Source organism: Streptomyces sp. NPDC040545 (assembly GCF_055595065.1).
The window spans coordinates 83,608-101,410 of sequence record NZ_JBVIWA010000026.1 but is presented as its reverse complement, the minus strand read 5'-3'; the positions used below and the strand labels follow the sequence as shown (position 1 = coordinate 101,410).

Genomic DNA, 17,803 nt, shown 5'->3' with positions numbered 1-17,803 from the left:
AGGACAACACCGGAGACGGCATCCCCGACATCTGGGGAGTCCAGGCCTCCGACGGCCACCAGTACTACTTCCAGGGCGGCACCACCGGCTACGGCAACGCCACCGGACGCGACGAAGACGGCTGGAGCACCTTCCTCACCATCGGATAACCCCAACCGTCGTCCCGCACGCACGCCACAGGCGCCCTCCCCCAACAACACCGGGGAGGGCGCCCGCCCGTTTCAGGTGACGGAGTCGTCGTTCTGCGATGCGGCGGACTGCCGGGGGATCGATGGCGGCCGGCCCTGCGGATCGTGGCCGAACTGCGCGGCCTGCATCGCGTACATGGAGGCGTACCGGCCGCCCAGCGCCATCAGTTCGTCGTGGCCGCCCCGCTCGACGAGCCGGCCCTCGTGCAGCACGTAGATCACGTCGGCGTACCTGACGCCCGACATCCGGTGCGTGACGAGGACGACCGCGCGCTCGGGGCCGGCGAGGCCCCGGATGCTGTCGAAGGCGGCGATCTCCGCCTCCGGGTCGAGCGCCGAGGTGGGCTCGTCCACGACCAGGACGCGGGCGTCGCGGTAGCGGGTGCGGGCGAGTCCGAACTTCTGCCACTGCCCGCCCGACAGCTCCGAGGCGCCCCTGAACACCCGGGCGAGCAAGGTCTCGTAGCCGTGCGGGAGCTGCGCGACGATACGGTCCGCACCCGCGTACTCGGCGGCGGCGGCCACCTCCGCGGCCCGGTCGACGGCGCGTTCGGGGTCCTCCCTGGGGCGACCGATGGCGATGTTGGTACGGGCGGTCACCGGCCAGCGCTCGAAGTCCTGGGTGAGGAGCGCGACCCGGTCGAAGACCTGCTCCCGGTCGGCGTCCCGCACCTCCACCCCGTCCCAGGTGACCGAACCCGAGCCGGGCAGGTGCAGGCCCGCCAGCAGCTTCACCAGGGTGCTCTTGCCCGAGCCGTTCTCGCCGACCAGGGCGACCACCTGGCCCGCCTCGATGGTGAGGGAGACCCCGCGCAGGGCGGGCTCGTCCCGGTCCGGGTAGCTGAAGTCCACGTCCCGGAGCCGTACCGCTGCGAGCCGCTCGGGCAGCGGGGCCCCGCCGGGCGGGATGGCGCGGCGGGCCGCCTCGGCGACGAACCGTTCCAGGTCCCGCACGTACAGGGACTCCTCGTGCAGGGTGTTGGTGGTGGCCACCAGCGCCCCCAGGCTCGCCGAACCGGTGCGCACCGCGATCACGGCGGTACCGGCGACGGCGAGGTCCATCCGGCCGGTGACGATGAGCGCGCCCATCGCCCCGTAGGTGACCAGGGCCGCGACGCCGGACAGCGCGGCGGCCAGCAGTTCGGTGGCGGCCTTGTCCTTGGCGAGGCGGGTGGCCTCGCCTTCGGCGACCTCGGCCATGTTGCGGTAATGGCCCAGCAGGTAGCGGCCGACGCCGTGCACCCGTACCTCGGGGGCCGACGTACGGGAGATCAGCAGCTGGCCGATGAGCCGGGCGGCCCGTACGTGCTCCACCCAGGTGATCACCGACAGGTAGCGGCGCTGTGCCACCCGCATCGCGCCCCAGCCGCGCGGGGCGGCGATCAGCCGCGGTGGAGAACGGGGGGTCCGTCCACCGGACGGTCCGGTGGCTGATCGCCGAGACGGGTCGCTCCGGCGGTGACCCGTAGGCGGGCGCCCGGGAGCTGATCGGCACGATGTGGGAGGCCTTCGACATCACCCTCGGCCAAGCTCAGCTCGTCTCCGCATGGACGGGAGCGAACTGCGGGGGATCGCTCTCCGACGCGAGGTTGGAGTGGGAGCTCGGGCGCTTGGTTCCGCGTGGGGAGGACCTCGACATCGGGGCGCTCGACCGGGGGCGCGAGGCCGTCGGCCAGCCGAGGCGCATGGCCCTGGTCGGCGATCACCGGCATCTTCCGTTGCACTTTCGGCGAGCGTTCCGGGTCCATGGTTATGCGGATAGTGGCGACCTGCTCGTCCTGAGGAGCGGGGGTGCGCAGGATGCGGGTGGCCTTCTCGACATCGAGTTCCAGCACGTGCGGGGCATGAGGCTGCTCCCGGATACGGAGAACTGGTCATCACGGATTCGTTCGCCGGCCTTGATGCTGCCGGTGCCGACATGGTTGCCGAGATGGACGCGTTCTTCCCATCCCGCCCGCCCGACTCGTGCAAGCGGCTGGTCCTCACGGACGGTGCGTGCTGGGGTTTCGTGGTCTGCTGATCGGTGCGGGTGTACCGGTTCGATCCCCCGGCGGAGCATGGGCGGCGGAGGGAGGGTGCGACGCAGACCCAGTGTTGAGGAGCGGGTGGCCGAAGCCATTCGGGTGGAGCAGGAGGGCGTTCGGCGGCTGCGTGACCACGCCGAAGGCTGTGGCGGATCCGTGCCCCGGACGATGAGCTGGCTCGGCGGCGAGGTCGACTGCGCGACCGGTTCGGTCGCGTGCCAGGACATGATGATCCGGCTGTGTCTCGCCTTCGACTTCGACCTCGCGCAGGCGCGGTGTGTGGCGGCGTGGGTCGGTCTCGGTCTCGGCTGTCAGGTATTCGACGAAGAGCTCGAAGCTGCCCGAAGGACGCACAGCGCACGAAGCTCCGCTGTCCCGTCCCGTCCGAAAGGAAGAACAGCCGGCTCCGCGTGCCACCATCGTCGGAATCCTCGGTGATGGACAGTTCGCTCCGGTGGAAGCCTGAAGGCAGCCTCAGCTCCACGACGCCGCCGAACTCGACCTCCAGCGCGCCGAATCCGGGCACAGCGTCCCAGCTGCGCAGCGCCACACGCCAGCCGTCGTGCCCGTAGAAGCGAACGTGGAAGGTCCGCCGAAAGACCACGGGCGGCCCGCCGTCACCACCCGCCACCGGAATCCTGGTCCGGTATTGCCGCAGCGCTTGCCTTCGTATGTCGGAAGAGCCGAGGCATCGCTCCGAGCCTGACGGTGGGTCTGGGGCGGGAACGGAGCCGCCCGACCGGTCGTCCCCCATGGACTCCGTGAGTCCGGAGCGAGTCGATCCCTGTCGGGGTGTCGGAGCGTGGGGTGATTGTCGGATTGAGTTAGGTTTGCCCCGATATTCGTTTCGGGATTCCGAGAGGGACACTCATGGCGATCGATCTGGACAAGGTGCTCGACAAGGCGTGGGCCGACAAGCCGCTGGCCGAGGTGCTCTCGGCTCCCGTTGCCGCGCTCAAGGGCGTCAGCGACGAGGACGGCAAGCTGCTGCACCAGGCGTTCGGGGTCAAGACCGTGGCCGACTTCGGGCAGCTGAAGTACGTCCGCTGGGCCCAGGCCCTCGTCGCGCTGAACCAGACCGTCAAGGCGTAGTGGTCGAGGTCCGCGTGCTCGGGGTGCGCGGGCCTGCATGAAGAAAGCCGTCCCCCTCACCCGTCGGCAGGGTGAGGGGGACGGCCTCTGTGGCCTCCGCAAAGGGGACGGCTACTCCGACTCGCCCTCCAGGTTGCCCTCCGTGTCCAGGTAGACCTGGCGCAGGGATTCGAGGATCTGCGGGTCCGGCTTCTCCCACATGCCGCGCGACTCGGCCTCCAGCAGGCGCTCCGCGATCCCGTGCAGGGCCCACGGGTTGGCCTCCTCCAGGAAGGCGCGGTTCGTCGGGTCCAGGACGTACGTCTCGGTGAGCTTGTCGTACATCCAGTCCGCCACCACGCCCGTCGTGGCGTCGTAGCCGAAGAGGTAGTCCACCGTCGCCGCGAGCTCGAAGGCGCCCTTGTAGCCGTGGCGGCGCATCGCCTCGATCCACTTGGGGTTCACGACGCGGGCGCGGAAGACGCGGCTGGTCTCCTCGACCAAGGTGCGGGTCTTGACCGTCTCCGGGCGGGTGGAGTCGCCGATGTAGGCCTCCGGGGCGGTGCCGCGCAGGGCGCGGACCGTGGCCACCATGCCGCCGTGGTACTGGAAGTAGTCGTCCGAGTCCGCGATGTCGTGCTCGCGGGTGTCCGTGTTCTTCGCCGCGACCGTGATGCGCTTGTAGGCCGTCTCCATCTCGTCCCGGGCGGGGCGGCCTTCCAGGCCGCGGCCGTACGCGTAGCCGCCCCACACCGTGTAGACCTCCGCGAGGTCGGCGTCCGTACGCCAGTCGCGGGAGTCGATCAGCTGGAGGATGCCGGCTCCGTACGTGCCCGGGCGCGAGCCGAAGATACGGGTCGTCGCGCGCCGCTCGTCGCCGTGCTCGGCCAGGTCCGCCTGGGCGTGGGCGCGGATGAAGTTCTCCGAGGCAGGCTCGTCCAGGGAGGCCGCCAGGCGTACCGCGTCGTCCAGCAGGCCGATCACGTGCGGGAACGCGTCCCGGAAGAAGCCCGAGATACGGAGGGTGACGTCGATGCGGGGGCGGCCGAGCTCCGCGAGCGGGATCGGCTCCAGGCCGGTGACGCGGCGCGAGGCCTCGTCCCAGACCGGGCGGATGCCCAGCAGCGAGAGGGCCTCGGCGACGTCGTCGCCGGAGGTGCGCATCGCGCTCGTGCCCCACAGGGACAGACCGACCGAGGCCGGCCATTCGCCGTTGTCCGTGCGGTACCGGTTGAGGAGGGACTCGGCGAGCGCCTGGCCCGTCTCCCACGCCAAGCGGGAGGGGACGGCCTTCGGGTCGACCGAGTAGAAGTTGCGGCCGGTCGGCAGGACGTTGACCAGGCCGCGCAGCGGCGAGCCGGAGGGGCCCGCCGGGATGAACCGGCCGTCCAGGGCCGCGACCACGTGGGCGATCTCGTCCGTGGTGCCGGCCAGGCGCGGGACCACCTCGCGGGCCGCGAAGGACAGGACCGCCGCGACGTCCGCCGAGTGGTCCGCCGCGACCGTGGACACGGCTTCGAGGGACCAGTTCGCGTCCTCCATCGCCTGGACCAGGGCGCGGGCCTGCTCCTCCACGGCGTCCGCCGAGGTGCGCGTGGCCTTGGACTCGTCCAGGCCGAGCGCCTCACGCAGACCCGGAAGGGCCGTCGTACCGCCCCAGATCTGCCGGGCGCGCAGGATCGCCAGGACCAGGTTGACCCGGGCCTCGCCCGTCGGCGCACCGCCCAGCACGTGCAGACCGTCGCGGATCTGGGCGTCCTTGACCTCGCACAGCCAGCCGTCGACGTGCAGCAGGAAGTCGTCGAAGCCGTCGTCGTCCGGACGCTCCTGCAGACCGAGGTCGTGGTCGAGCTTCGCCGCCTGGATCAGGGTCCAGATCTGGGCCCGGATGGCCGGCAGCTTCGCCGGGTCCATCGCGGAGATCTGGGCGTACTCGTCCAGGTGCTGCTCCAGGCGGGCGATGTCGCCGTACGACTCCGCGCGCGCCATCGGCGGCACCAGGTGGTCGACCAGGGTGGCGTGCACGCGGCGCTTGGCCTGGGTGCCCTCGCCCGGGTCGTTGACCAGGAACGGGTAGATGAGGGGCAGGTCGCCCAGGGCGGCGTCGGGCGCGCACGCCGCGGAGAGGCCGGCGTTCTTGCCCGGGAGCCATTCGAGGTTGCCGTGCTTGCCCAGGTGGATCATCGCGTCGGCGCCGAAGCCGCCGTCCTCGGCGCGCGCCTGGATCCACCGGTACGCGGCCAGGTAGTGGTGCGACGGCGGCAGGTCCGGGTCGTGGTAGATCGCGATCGGGTTCTCGCCGAAGCCGCGCGGCGGCTGGATGAGGATGAGGAGGTTCCCGCGGCGCAGGGCCGCGAGGACGATGTCGCCCTCCGGGTTCGCCGAGCGGTCCACGAACATGTTGCCCGGGGCCTCGCCCCAGTGCTGCTCGACGCTGTCGCGCAGCTCGGCCGGGAGCTCGGCGAACCAGCGCTTGTAGTCGGCGGCCGGGATGCGGACCGGGTTGCGGGCCAACTGCTCCTCGGTCAGCCAGTCCTGGTCGTGGCCGCCGGCCTCGATCAGGGCGCGGATCAGCTCGTCGCCGTCGCCGGACACCAGACCGGGGATGTCCTGGGTGGGACCGAAGTCGTAGCCGCCGGCGATCAGCGTGCGCAGCAGCTCGACGGCGCTGGCCGGGGTGTCGAGACCGACCGCGTTGCCGATGCGGGAGTGCTTGGTGGGGTACGCGGACAGGACCAGCGCGACCTTCTTGTCCCGGCGGTCGATGTGGCGCAGACGGGCGTGGCGTACGGCGATCCCCGCGACGCGGGCGGCCCGCTCGGGGTCGGCCACGTAGGCGGGCAGGCCGTCCTCGTCGAGCTCCTTGAAGGAGAACGGGACGGTGATCAGGCGGCCGTCGAACTCGGGCACCGCGACCTGCGTGGCGGCGTCCAGCGGGGAGAGGCCCTCGTCGTTCTCCTCCCAGGCGGAGCGCGAGCCGGTCAGGCACAGGGCCTGCAGGATCGGCACGCCGAGGCCGGCGAGCGCGCCCGCGTCCCAGGACTCGTCGTCGCCGCCCGCCGAGGCGGTGGCGGGCTTGGTGCCGCCGGCCGCGAGGACGGTGGTGACGACCGCGTCGGCCGACTCCAGCGCGGCGATCAGCTCCGGCTCGGGGGTGCGCAGGGAGGACACGTACAGCGGCAGCGCCTGGGCGTCGTGGGCCTCGATCGCGTCGCACAGGGCGTGGACGAAGGAGGTGTTCCCGCTCATCTGGTGGGCGCGGTAGTACAGCACGGCGATCCGCGGGCCCGTGGTGGTCCCGGGCGTGCGCTCCAGCGGGCCCCAGGTGGGGGAGGCGGCCGGGGGCTCGAAGCCGTGGCCGGTCAGCAGGACGGTGTCGGAGAGGAACCGGGCCAGCTGGTCCAGGTTGGCCGGGCCGCCGTGGGCGAGGTAGCCGTGCGCCTCGGCGGCGATGCCGATGGGGACCGTGGAGGCCTCCATGAGCTGGGCGTCCGGAGCCTGCTCGCCGGTCAGCACCACGACCGGGCGGGTCTGGCCCGGGGCCAGGAGCAGGTCGAGGCCGTCCTGCCAGGCGCGGAGGCCGCCGAGGAGGCGTACGACGACCAGGTCGACCCCGACGAGGAGGCCGGGGAGGTCGTCGAGGGGGAGACGGGAGGGGTTCGCGAACCGGTACGGGACGGGGCCGTCCGCCGTGTTCGCTGCGCGGGCGCTGAGCAGATCGGTGTCGGACGTCGACAGCAGCAGAATCATGCGGCGGCAGGCCTTCCTCGGGGTTTCCGCGCCCCGGGCAGTGTGAGGACAGCGGGAGTTCCTGACTCACCCCGGTCGCCGGATCGCTCCGCGGGGTTCACAGTGGCGGGACCGCGCCGGAATCACACCGGGCTTCCTCCCATGTCGCCGTCCTCGGCGACGGCGGGCCGTGTGGTCCGCCGGAAGGTCATCTTAGGGGCGGGTGGGTGTGGCCGGGGCGGGCGGGTGGCGTGCCGGGTGCTGTGCCGGGGGTGCGGTCCGGCTGCGGCGCCGTTGCCGGGGCTCTGCCCCGGGCCCCGCGCCTCAAACGCCGGCGGGGCTGGAATGGCCGGGCGTCGCCCCCGGGCCCCGCGCCTCAAACGCCGGCGGGGCTGGGAACGGTCCGGTGGGGTGGGGAGAGGGTCTCGGGCGGCGGTGGGCCGAAAGGGTGGTCCGGGCGGTGGTGGGGGCGAACGTGGCTGGTGGGGGTGGTGACGGACACAGGTCGGGGGGACCCAATCGTGGGTATGCTCGCGGCCATGCCCCAGCCCCCTTCAGCCGCATCGCGGGACGAACCCGTCATACGGGAGCGCGGTGACGCCTGCCCGGGCGCGCTGCGTCTGCACGCGGCGGACGACGGGTTCCTGGCGCGGGTCCGGCTGCCGGGCGGGCTGCTCACCGTGCGACAGGCCTCGGCGCTGGCGCTCGCCGCCGACCGGTTCGGGGACGGGCACCTGGAGCTGACCTCGCGCGGCAACGTGCAGCTGCGCGGACTGGCCGACGGGTGCGGCGCCGGGCTCGCGGAGCTGCTGGACGGGGCCGGGCTGCTTCCCGTGCCCAGCCACGAGCGGGTACGGAACATCGTGGCGACGCCCATGTCCGGCCTGGACGGGCCGGACGGGCCGGACGGGCCGCACGGGCCGCACGGGCCGCACCGGCCCGAGGGGCAGGACCGGCCCGACGCGCTCGCCTGGGCCTTGGAGTTCGACCGGCTGCTGTGCGCGAGCCCCTGGGCGGCCGCACTGTCCGGGCGGTTCCTGTTCGCCTTCGACGACGGGCGCGGCGACGTGGCCGCGCTCGGCCCCGACGTGACCGTCCTCGGCCGCCCCGGCGGCCGGGCGCTGGTCCTGCTCGGCCGGGCCGCCGACGCCGTGGAGCTCGCCGGCCAGGACGCCCCCCGGGCGGCGCTGACAGCCGCCCGGTACTTCCTGGACGCCGCCGCCGAAGCGGGCACCCAGGCCTGGCGGGTCGCCGAACTGCCCGCCGAACACACCCTGAACACCACCGAGTTCGGCCGGCGCCTCGACGCCGCGGGGATCGCCTCGGCGGCCGTCGGCCCCGCGGACCGGCCGTACGCGCCGCCGCCCGAGCCGTCGGGCGCGGGCGGGCACGGCCACGCCACCCTGTGCGTACTGCCCCCGCTCGGCCGGCTCGACTCCGCGCAGTGGCGGGTCCTGGTGCAGGTCGCGGACGAGGGGAGCGGCGAGCTGCGTGTCACCCCGTGGCGCAGCGTCATCCTGCCCGCGGCGAGCGCCCACGGAGCCGCCCGCATCGAGGACGCCGGGCTGATCCTCGCCCCCGGCAGCGCCTGGGAGTCCGTCACCGCCTGTACCGGGCGGCCCGGTTGTGCGAAATCTCGTGCGGACGTACGCGCCGATGCGGGGGCCGTCGCCGACCGGACGCGGGGTCCGCTGCCCGTGCACTGGTCCGGCTGCGAACGCCGCTGCGGGCATCCGCGCGGCACCGCCTGGGTGGATCTGGTCGCCACCGGCTCCGGATACCGGCTCGCCGCGCCCGGCCGCCCCGTACGCGACGACGTACACACCTCCGAACTTGCCGCGGCACTCGCGGACGCCCGCACCGACCCCGACGTAGTGAAGAAATGAGCGAGTACACCGTGTTTGAGTACGAGAAGGACGGCGCGGCCATCTACCGCCAGTCCTTTGCCACGATCCGCGCCGAGGCGGACCTCTCCGGGCTGCCCGACACGGTCGCCCAGGTCGCGGTGCGCATGATCCACGCCTGCGGAATGACCGACCTCCCGCAGGACCTCGGATACACCCCCGAGGTCGTGCTGCGCGCCCGCGCCGCGCTGGAGGCGGGCGCGCCGATCCTGTGCGACGTGCAGATGGTCGCCAGCGGTGTCACCCGTAAGCGGCTGCCCGCCGACAATGACGTGATCTGCACGCTCTCCGACCCGGCCGTACCGGAGCTCGCCGCGAAGATGGGCACCACGCGCAGCGCCGCCGCCCTGGAGGTCTGGCGCGACCGCGGCCTGCTGGAGGGCTCGGTCATCGCCGTCGGCAACGCGCCGACCGCGCTGTTCCGGCTGCTGGAGATGATCGAGGAGGGCGCGCCGCGCCCCGCCGCCGTCATCGGGGTCCCCGTCGGCTTCATCGGCGCCGCCGAGTCCAAGGACGCCCTCGCCGCCCACCCCTCGGGGCTCGACCACCTGATCGTGCGCGGCCGGCGCGGTGGCAGCGCGATGGCCGCCGCCGCGGTCAACGCCATTGCGAGCGTGGCCGAATGAGCGGTATCGCCAAGGGGCGGCTGTACGGGGTCGGGCTCGGCCCGGGCGACCCGTCGCTGATGACGCTGCGCGCCGTCGAGGTGATCGCCGAAGCCGATGTCGTGGCTTACCACAGCGCCCGCCACGGCCGTTCCATCGCCCGTTCGATCGCGGCGAAGCACCTGCGCGCCGACCACGTCGAGGAACCGCTGGTCTACCCGGTCACCACCGAGACCACCGACCACCCCGGCGGGTATCAGGGGGCGATGGAGGAGTTCTACGAGGCCGCCGCGGCCCGCCTGGCCGCGCACCTGGACGCCGGCCGGACCGTCGCCGTGCTCGCGGAGGGCGACCCGCTCTTCTACAGCTCGTACATGCACATGCACAAGCGGCTCGCGGACCGGTACGAGACCGAGGTCATCCCCGGCGTCACCTCGGCGAGCGCCGCCGCCGCCCGGCTCGGCACCCCGCTCGTGGAGGGCGAGGAGGTGCTGACCATCCTGCCCGGCACCCTGTCCGAGGAGGAGCTCACCGCCCGCCTCGCCGCCACCGACTCGGCGGTCGTGATGAAGCTCGGCCGGACCTTCCCGGCCGTGCGCGGCGCGATGGAGAACAGCGGCCGGCTCGCCGAGGCCCGCTACGTCGAGCGCGCCACGATGGCGGGCGAGCGCACCGGCCTCCTGGCCGACACCGACGCCGACAGCGTGCCGTACTTCGCCGTCGCCGTGGTCCCCAGCCGCATCGGCAACCCGGGCAGCGTGCCGTCCGGCCCCGGCGAGGTCGTCGTCGTGGGCACCGGCCCGGCCGGCCCGCTGTGGCTCACCCCGCAGACCCGGCGCGCACTGGCCGACGCCGAGGTGCTGGTCGGCTACACCACCTACCTGGACCGGGTGCCCGTCAAGCCGGGCCAGGTCCGGCACGGCTCCGACAACAAGGTGGAGTCGGAGCGGGCCGAGTTCGCCCTCGACCTCGCCCGGCGCGGCAAGCGGGTGGCCGTGGTCTCCGGCGGGGACCCCGGTGTCTTCGCCATGGCCACGGCGGTCCTGGAGGTGGCCGGGCAGGCGGAGTACAAGGACGTGCCGGTACGGGTCCTGCCGGGGGTGACCGCGGCCAACGCCGCGGCCGCCGCGGCCGGCGCCCCGCTCGGCCACGACTACGCCACTATCTCGCTCTCGGACCGGCTCAAGCCCTGGGAGGTCATCGCGGAGCGGCTGCGCGCGGCCGCCGCGGCCGACCTGGTGCTCGCCCTCTACAACCCCGGCTCGCGCAGCCGGACCTGGCAGGTGGCCCAGGCCCGCGAGCTGCTGCTGGAACTGCGTGCGCCCGAGACCCCGGTGGTCGTCGCGCGCGACGTGGGCGGCCCCGAGCAGTCGGTGCGGATCGTCCCGCTTGCCGAACTGGAGCCGTCCGAGGTCGACATGCGCACGATCCTGCTGATCGGCTCCTCGCAGACACAGGTCACCGAGCGGGCCGACGGGTCGAGGATCACCTGGACGCCGCGCCGCTACCCGTGACCGGGTGAGGCGGGGCACAGCGGTACACGGGGGAAGGCCCGGTGCGACGAGCGCACCGGGCCTTCCCCCGTCCGGTGGTGCCTCAGCGGGATCCCGGCGCACTGCCCGCCGCTGCCGTCGCCGCACCACGCTCCAGCCGGAACAGCACGTTCGGACGCAGCGGTCCTTCGGGCGCGTCGGGGTCGTCGAAGTCGCCGGCCGGGTCCCGGGTCATGCCGATCCGCTCCATCACCGCCTGGGAGCGGAGGTTGCCGGCCGTCGTCACGGCCAGGATCTCGGGCAGCCCGAGTGTGTCGAAGCCGTGGGTGAGCACGGCCCGCGCGGCCTCGGTGGCGTAGCCCTGGCCCCAGGCCGCCCGGGCGAGCCTCCAGCCGATCTCCACTCCGGTGAACAGCATCCCGTCGTCCACGTCGTCCATGCCCGCGAAGCCGATGAACTCACCCGTGTCCCGGACCTCGACGGCCCACCAGCCGTACCCCCGCCGGTCGAACGCGGCCCGGAACCGCACCATGGAGGCCTCGCTCTGCTCACGGGTGAGCGGATCGCCCAGGTGCTCCCGTACCTCGGGATCGGCGTTCATCGCCGCCCAGGGGTCGAGGTCGGAGTCCCGCCAGGGGCGCAGGACGAGGCGTTCGGTGTGCAGTACGGTCATGCCGTCCACCCAACGTGACCCTTCCGCCGCACACAATTCCTTTTCCCCGGGGCAGTACCGGACCCTCTCTACCGGCTCACACCGAGCCAGTCCCGCACGGCCTCGACGGAGCCCCTCTCCGGTACGCCCGCCGGCACCGCCGGGCGGCGCACGACGAGGACCGGGATGCCGGCCTCGCGGGCCGCGGTGAGCTTAGGGGCGGTGGCCGAGCCGCCGCTGTCCTTGGTGACCAGGAGGTCGATCCGGTGCCGGGCGAGCAGCTCCCGCTCGCCGTCCAGGGTGAACGGACCCCGGTCCAGGAGCACTTCGAGGCGCGGGGGCACCGGCGCCGCCGGGGGGTCCACCGAACGCACCAGGAACCAGGTGTCGGTGAGGTGAGCGAAGGTGTGCAGGCCCATCCGGCCGGTCGTCAGGAAGGCACGGGAGCCGAGGCCGGGCAGCCGGTCGGCCGCCTCTTCCAGACGGTCCACGAAGGTCCAGTCGTCGCCCGGCCCCGCCGTCCAGCCCGGGCGCCGCAGCGCCAGCAGCGGGACACCCGTGAGCGCCGCCGCGCCGGCCGCGTTGAAGCTCATCCGCTCCGCGAAGGGATGGGTGGCGTCGACCAGGTGGGTGACCCCGTGGGAGCCGATCCAGGCCGCCAGCCCCCCGGGTCCGCCGAAGCCGCCGATGCGGGTCCCGCCCGGCGGGAGCACGGGCGAGGTGACCCGCCCCGCCAGCGAGGTCGTCACCCGGTACGAGGGATCCCCGGCCAGCGCCTCCGCGAGGCGCCGGGCCTCCGTCGTGCCGCCCAGGATCAGGACGTGGGCCGCAGCCACGTCAGCAGACATGCCGGTCGCGCTCGGGCGAGTACAGGTGACTGTCGCGGAACTGCTCCGCGCCGAGCGTGCGGCCCACCACGATGACGGCGGTGCGCACCAGCCCGTGCTCCTTGACCTGTGCGGCGATGTCGGCCAGGGTGCCGCGCAGGATCAGCTCGTCGGGTCGGCTGGCCATCGCCACGACCGCCACGGGGCATTCGGCCCCGTAGTGCGGCAGCAGCTCGTCGACGACCCGGTCCACGTAGCGGGTGGCCAGGTGCAGCACCAGCAGCGCGCCGCTGCGGCCGAGCGTGGCCAGGTCCTCGCCGGGCGGCATCGGGGTGGCCTGCTGGGCGATCCGGGTCAGGATCACGGTCTGCCCGACGGTGGGGACGGTCAGCTCCCGCTTGAGGGCGGCGGCGGCCGCGGCGAAGGCCGGGACACCCGGGACGACCTCGTAGGGGATGCCGGCCGCGTCGAGCCGCCGCATCTGCTCCGCGACGGCGCTGAAGATCGACGGGTCGCCGGAGTGCAGCCGCGCCACGTCCTGGCCCGCCGCGTGGGCCCGTACGCACTCGGCGAGGATCTCGTCCAGGTTGAGCTGCGAGGTGTCGACCAGGCGGGCGTCCGCCGGGCACTCGGCCAGCAGTTCGCGCGGCACGAGGCTGCCCGCGTACAGGCAGACGGGGGCGGCGGCCAGGGTCCGGGCACCGCGCACCGTGATCAGGTCGGCGGCGCCGGGGCCCGCACCGATGAAGTACACGGTCATGTTCGATCCTTCTCCTCGGTCGATCCGTTTGATCCGGTCGATCCGGTCGATCCGGTCGATCCGGTTGATCCGGTGGCCGTCCCGTCCGGCTTCGTCACTGACCACTGGGTGACCGGCATCGCCTGCCGCCACCCCGTGAAACCGCCGACCGGCACGGCGTGCGCGACGGCGAGCTTCACCAGTTCGCCGCCGTGGCGCCGGTAGCGTTCGGCGAGCACCGCCTCCGACTCCAGGGTGACGGTGTTGACCACCAGCCGGCCGCCGGGGGCCAGTGCGTCCCAGACCGCGTCCAGCAGGCCGGGCGCGGTCAGCCCGCCGCCGATGAACACGGCGTCGGGGGCCGGCAGCCCGGCCAGTGCCTGCGGTGCGGCGCCGATGACCACGCGCAGGCCGGGTACGCCGAGCGCCGCCGCGTTACGGGTGACGCGTGCGGCCCGCTCCGGGACGCGCTCCACGGCCACCGCCCGGCACGAGGGGTGCGTACGCATCCACTCGATACCGATGGAGCCGGAGCCGCCGCCGATGTCCCACAGCAGCTCGCCGGGGGCCGGGGCCAGCGCGCACAGGGTCGCGGCGCGGACATGGCGCTTGGTGAGCTGCCCGTCGTGTTCGTACGCGGTGTCCGGGAGGCCCGGGGTCGCGCCGAGGCGCGGCACTGCGTGGGCCGGGTCCCGGCGGCAGTCGAGCGCGACCACGTTCAGGGGATCGCCGGGCGCGTGGTCCCAGCCGTCGGCGTGCCCCTCGTACGTGTCCTCGCGCTCGGACCCGAGCTGTTCCAGCACCCGCATCCGGCTCGGGCCGAAGCCCCGCTCCCGCAGCAGGGCGGCGATCTCGCCCGGGGACGCCGCTCCGGCGCTGAGCACCAGCACCCGGCGCCCGTCGTGGAGCGCGGCCGCCAGCCGGGCCACCGGGCGGCCGACGACCGTGACCACCTCGGTGTCCTCCACCGGCCAGCCCAGGCGGGCGCAGGCGTAGGACACGGAGGAGGGGTGCGGGTGGACCCGCAGGGACCGCGGCCCGAGCTCCTCGGCGAGGGCGCGGCCGATCCCGTAGAACATCGGGTCACCGCTGGCCAGCACCGCGATCCGGCGGCCGGCGTGCTCGGCCATCAGCTTCGGCACGGCGGGCCGCAGCGGGCTCGGCCAGGCCACCCGCTGACCGGTGCACTCGGCGGCCGGCAGCAGGTCCAGCTGGCGCGGCCCGCCGATCAGCACCTCGGCCGAGGACAGGGCGGAGCGGCCGGCGGCGGTGAGCCCGGCCCAGCCGTCCGCGCCGAGGCCGACGACCGTCACGGGCATGGGGGGCGGCGGGGAGCTCACTGCGCGGTTCCTCGGGGACGGGAGGGGGAAAGAGGGCGGACCCGCAGCCTACTGGCCTGCGGATCCGTGGCCCGCGCCGCCCTGGCCCCAGCCTGGCCCCGGCCCTTTCCCCACCCTGGCCCCGGCCCGGCGGCACCCGCGGAACCTTCTCGGGCTACCCTCGGTAACCCACTGCCTCACGAGGGAGCCGCCATGCCGGGCTGGAACGCGACGCACATCCCCGACCAGAGCGGCCGCAGCGCCGTCGTGACCGGGGCCAACAGCGGGATCGGCTACGTCACCGCCCGCGAGCTCGCCCGGCGCGGTGCCTCGGTGGTGCTGGCCTGCCGTAGCGAGGCCCGCGGCCGGGCCGCCGTGGTCCGGCTGCGCGCGGAAGTTCCGGGCGCGCGGGCCGAGTTCCTGCCGCTGGACCTCGCCGACCTGTCCTCCGTACGGGAGTTCGCAGCCGGGTACGCACAGCGGCACGCCTCGCTGGACCTGCTGGTCAACAACGCGGGGGTGATGGCCCTGCCGTACGGGCGGACCGCCGACGGGTTCGAGACGCAGTTCGGGGTCAACCACCTCGGGCACTTCGCCCTGACCGGACTGCTGCTGCCGCGGCTGCGCGCCGCCGCTCCCGGGGCCCGGATCGTCAACGTCTCCAGCGGCTTCCACGTTCTGGGGAGGATCGGTCCCGCCGACGCGGACCTCGTCGCCCCGGGTCTCGCCGACGCGGGCGGCGGGCACGGCTACCGGCGCTGGACCGCCTACGGCCGCTCCAAGACCGCCAACCTGCTCTTCACCCACGAGCTGTCCCGCCGCTTCACGGCCGCCGGTTCCCCGATCACCGCCGTCGCCGCCCACCCCGGCTACGCCTCCAGCAACCTCCACTCCGGAGCGTCGAAGCTGGAGGGCCCCACCCTCAACTCCCGGGTGGCCGCGTTCGGCAACGCGGTCCTCGCCCAGCCCACCGCCTCGGGCGCGCTGCCCACCCTCTACGCGGCCACCGCGCCCGGGGTCCGGCCGGACACGTTCATCGGCCCGCGGTTCGGCTGGCGCGGCGCGCCCGTGCGGTCCTGGCGGGCCGGTTGGACCCTCGACGACACCTCCGGCGAGCTGCTGTGGGCCGCCTCCGAGAAGCTCACGGGGGTCTCGTACGCCGCCCTGCCGCGCTGAGCGGATCGCGCGGGCGCCCCGAAGTGAGTCCGCCCGCCCCCGGGTCGCCTCCGGGCGCCGCGGCGCGGACCTGCCCCGAGCGCCCCCTGCACACCAGAATCTGCGGCATGAGCGACGACGAGCCGGACAACCACCCAGAAACCCGCGGCCGTCACGACCGCATCGACCGTCACGGCCGGGGACCGGGCCGGGCGGGGCAGGGCCGGGCCGGGCGGGAACTCAGACGGGCTCGGGGCGCAGGGAGCGCCAGATGTGGTCGGGGAGGTAGCGGGCGGCCTCGGTGAGGTCGATCTCGTAGGTGCTGGACAGCCAGCGCCGGGCAGCCTCCGCGAGCGGGCCCATGACCAGCACCTCCACCACGGGCGCCGGGAGCGGGGCGATCTCGCCGCGCTCCATGCGCACCGCCAGCCACCGCATGATGGCCGCGAACTTCTCCGCCTTGGCCGCGCCGATCTCCTCGGCGTGGGCCACCAGATAGCCGGAGTAGGCGGAGGCGTGCAGGAACAGCGCCACGTCCCGGTGTTCCTGGGTGAACGTCAGGTAGGCCGTCACCCACGCCCGCACCCCGGTACGGGCCGTGCGGCACCGGGTGAGGGCGTCGACCATCGCGTCGCACAGCTCGTCCATGCACCGGATGTAGAGGGCGGCGGCGAGACCGTCGAAGCTGCCGAAGTGGTGGTAGAGGCTGCCGAGGCTGACCCCGCCGGCCGAGACGACCGCGTTGACGGTGAAGCCGTGCTGGCCGGACTCGGCGAACACCCGCAGGGCGGTGGTCAGGAGCAGGTCGACGGTGGCCTCGCCACGCTGCTGCTTAGGAGACACGGTGCCGTCCCGTCGATGTGCGTCCTGATGTCCGAAATCCGTGCCGCCGAGCCTAGCAACTCCCGGAAACCGGACAACTGTTCCGGAAAGGTCTTCCGGAAGCTCCCGGAAGCTCCCGGGAGCCGCCGCGGCGGCCGGCCGCTCAGGACTTGGCGGAGCGCTGGTACAGGGCGCGGGCGCCGTCGCCGAAGCGGACGCTGTACGTGGTCTCCTCGTCCCCGCCCCCGTCGCGGCCGCCGATCACCCCGATCAGGGTGCTGCGGCCGGTCGTCACCGGGCCGCCACTGGTGCCGTTGGGTACGTCCGCGCAGTCCAGGCGCACCTGTGTCGGACCGGCCAGGACGGCGGTGTTCCGGCACTCCAGCGGCTGCTCGGCGTAGTTCGGGTAGCCCATGAGCCGGGCGGGCGCGGGCAGTTCGGTACCGAAGTCCATGGTCAGGGCCCCCGTGACGTCCTCCAGCCGCTGCCCCGGATAGCCCGGTCGGCGCAGCCGGACCAGGGCGATGTCGTGGTCGGGGTCCTGGTCCCGCGTCCAGCGCGGGTCGACGTCGATCCGGGTCGGCACCCAGATGCCGTACGGGGCGACGCCGTCCCGGTAGCCGGGCGCGAAGGCGAGGTTGGTGCGGAAGCCGCCGGCGTACACGCAGTGCGCGGCGGTGGCGATCAGGTCGCCCCGCGCGGAGTGGACCACGACCGCCGAGCAGTGGTGGTCGGGGTCGCCGTCGCCGCCGGGGGAGAAGAGCGCGCCGACGGCGGGCTCGGCCGGGGCGGGCCCGGCCTCCAGGGGATCGGAGGGCTGCCACCCGGCGTACCGCCAGTCCACCGGGCCGCCGCGGTCGCCGAAGGCCTTGTCGTCCGTCGGCGGCTCCGGGGCCTCCCGCACGATCCCGTCCAGCACCGAGGCCGCCGTCTTGTCCGCTCGCTCGGGGTCCTGCTGGTAGACGCCTTGCGCCGGATCACCGTCCGCGCGGTTCGCGGCGATACCGCGGAGCTCCCAGGCGACGTAGCCGACGCCCGCGAGGAGCACGGTGCACAGGAGGCCGACGGCCATGGAGCCCCGCGGGGTGGCCCGGCCCCGCCGCCGTTCCCGCTCGTCAACCCTGCCGACCATGTGGTACTCCCGCCCCAGACGCATTCAGACTCTTCGTTCGATGGGGGAGCGGCGGCCCGGGTTCCGGCGGGCGGACGTGTCCGTGCTCACAGCCCCCGCCCCCGGTACCCCCCGCCGGCGGCCCCCGATCCGCCCGCGCACGC

General features: G+C 73.9%; 12 protein-coding genes, 1 pseudogene and 1 riboswitch. Of the genes and pseudogenes, 5 read left to right on the top strand and 8 right to left on the bottom strand.

The features are described 5' to 3' along the window. Positions 1–221: 221 nt before the first annotated feature. Positions 222–1,574: pseudogene (locus ACZ573_RS34090) on the bottom strand (ABC transporter ATP-binding protein); the annotation flags it as partial. A 1,508-nt stretch (positions 1,575–3,082) separates the two neighbouring features. Here ACZ573_RS34090 and ACZ573_RS34085 point away from each other — a divergent pair. Next, positions 3,083–3,304, top strand: a complete 222-nt coding sequence (locus tag ACZ573_RS34085) for a hypothetical protein (protein ID WP_471312041.1) — start codon at positions 3,083–3,085, stop codon at positions 3,302–3,304. 111 nt (positions 3,305–3,415) lie between these two features. Here the strand turns inward: ACZ573_RS34085 and cobN are convergent, their stop codons facing one another. Continuing rightward, positions 3,416–7,033, bottom strand: a complete 3,618-nt coding sequence (cobN, locus tag ACZ573_RS34080; RefSeq protein WP_471312039.1) for a cobaltochelatase subunit CobN — start codon at positions 7,031–7,033, stop codon at positions 3,416–3,418. A gap of 42 nt (positions 7,034–7,075) precedes the next feature. Continuing rightward, positions 7,076–7,207, bottom strand: a riboswitch (cobalamin riboswitch). A 344-nt stretch (positions 7,208–7,551) separates the two neighbouring features. On the opposite strand from cobN, the gene ACZ573_RS34075 reads away from it, so the two are divergent. Genes ACZ573_RS34075 through ACZ573_RS34065 form a run of 3 tightly spaced genes read left to right on the top strand, consistent with a single transcriptional unit; the run spans position 7,552 to position 11,035 of the window. Continuing rightward, positions 7,552–8,898, top strand: a complete 1,347-nt coding sequence (locus ACZ573_RS34075; RefSeq protein WP_471312036.1) for a cobalamin biosynthesis protein CobG — start codon at positions 7,552–7,554, stop codon at positions 8,896–8,898. Beyond that, positions 8,895–9,542: a precorrin-8X methylmutase gene (locus ACZ573_RS34070; RefSeq protein WP_030011057.1), complete on the top strand. Its 648-nt coding sequence runs from the start codon at positions 8,895–8,897 to the stop codon at positions 9,540–9,542. Before ACZ573_RS34075 ends, ACZ573_RS34070 begins: the two co-directional genes overlap by 4 nt. Then, a complete protein-coding gene (locus ACZ573_RS34065) occupies positions 9,539–11,035 on the top strand; it encodes a precorrin-2 C(20)-methyltransferase (protein WP_471312033.1) in 1,497 nt (498 codons plus the stop codon). The genes ACZ573_RS34070 and ACZ573_RS34065 overlap by 4 nt, the downstream gene beginning before the upstream one ends. An 82-nt stretch (positions 11,036–11,117) precedes the next feature. Here the strand turns inward: ACZ573_RS34065 and ACZ573_RS34060 are convergent, their stop codons facing one another. The 4 genes from ACZ573_RS34060 to cbiE form a co-directional block, all read right to left on the bottom strand. Next, entirely contained in the window at positions 11,118–11,687 is a 570-nt protein-coding gene (locus tag ACZ573_RS34060; RefSeq protein WP_471312031.1) for a GNAT family N-acetyltransferase, read from the bottom strand. 68 nt (positions 11,688–11,755) lie between these two features. Further along, positions 11,756–12,514, bottom strand: a complete 759-nt coding sequence (locus tag ACZ573_RS34055) for a cobalt-precorrin-6A reductase (RefSeq protein WP_471312029.1) — start codon at positions 12,512–12,514, stop codon at positions 11,756–11,758. Further along, a complete protein-coding gene (cobM, locus tag ACZ573_RS34050; protein ID WP_471312027.1) occupies positions 12,504–13,253 on the bottom strand; it encodes a precorrin-4 C(11)-methyltransferase in 750 nt (249 codons plus the stop codon). Before cobM ends, ACZ573_RS34055 begins: the two co-directional genes overlap by 11 nt. After that, a complete protein-coding gene (cbiE, locus tag ACZ573_RS34045) occupies positions 13,250–14,551 on the bottom strand; it encodes a precorrin-6y C5,15-methyltransferase (decarboxylating) subunit CbiE (RefSeq protein ID WP_471312043.1) in 1,302 nt (433 codons plus the stop codon). The genes cobM and cbiE overlap by 4 nt, the downstream gene beginning before the upstream one ends. A 213-nt stretch (positions 14,552–14,764) precedes the next feature. Here cbiE and ACZ573_RS34040 point away from each other — a divergent pair, with 213 nt between their 5' ends. After that, the gene (locus ACZ573_RS34040; protein WP_471312025.1) at positions 14,765–15,727 is read left to right on the top strand and encodes an oxidoreductase; all 963 of its coding nucleotides are present in this window, start codon (positions 14,765–14,767) and stop codon (positions 15,725–15,727) included. Positions 15,728–15,946: 219 nt separating this feature from the next. On the opposite strand, the gene ACZ573_RS34035 is transcribed toward ACZ573_RS34040, so the two are convergent. Both ACZ573_RS34035 and ACZ573_RS34030 read right to left on the bottom strand, forming a co-directional pair. Next, complete coding sequence (locus ACZ573_RS34035) at positions 15,947–16,549, bottom strand: TetR/AcrR family transcriptional regulator (protein ID WP_471312022.1); 603 nt, start codon at positions 16,547–16,549, stop codon at positions 15,947–15,949. A 142-nt stretch (positions 16,550–16,691) separates the two neighbouring features. Further along, positions 16,692–17,660: a trypsin-like serine peptidase gene (locus ACZ573_RS34030; protein WP_471312020.1), complete on the bottom strand. Its 969-nt coding sequence runs from the start codon at positions 17,658–17,660 to the stop codon at positions 16,692–16,694. Between the last annotated feature and the right edge of the window lie 143 nt (positions 17,661–17,803).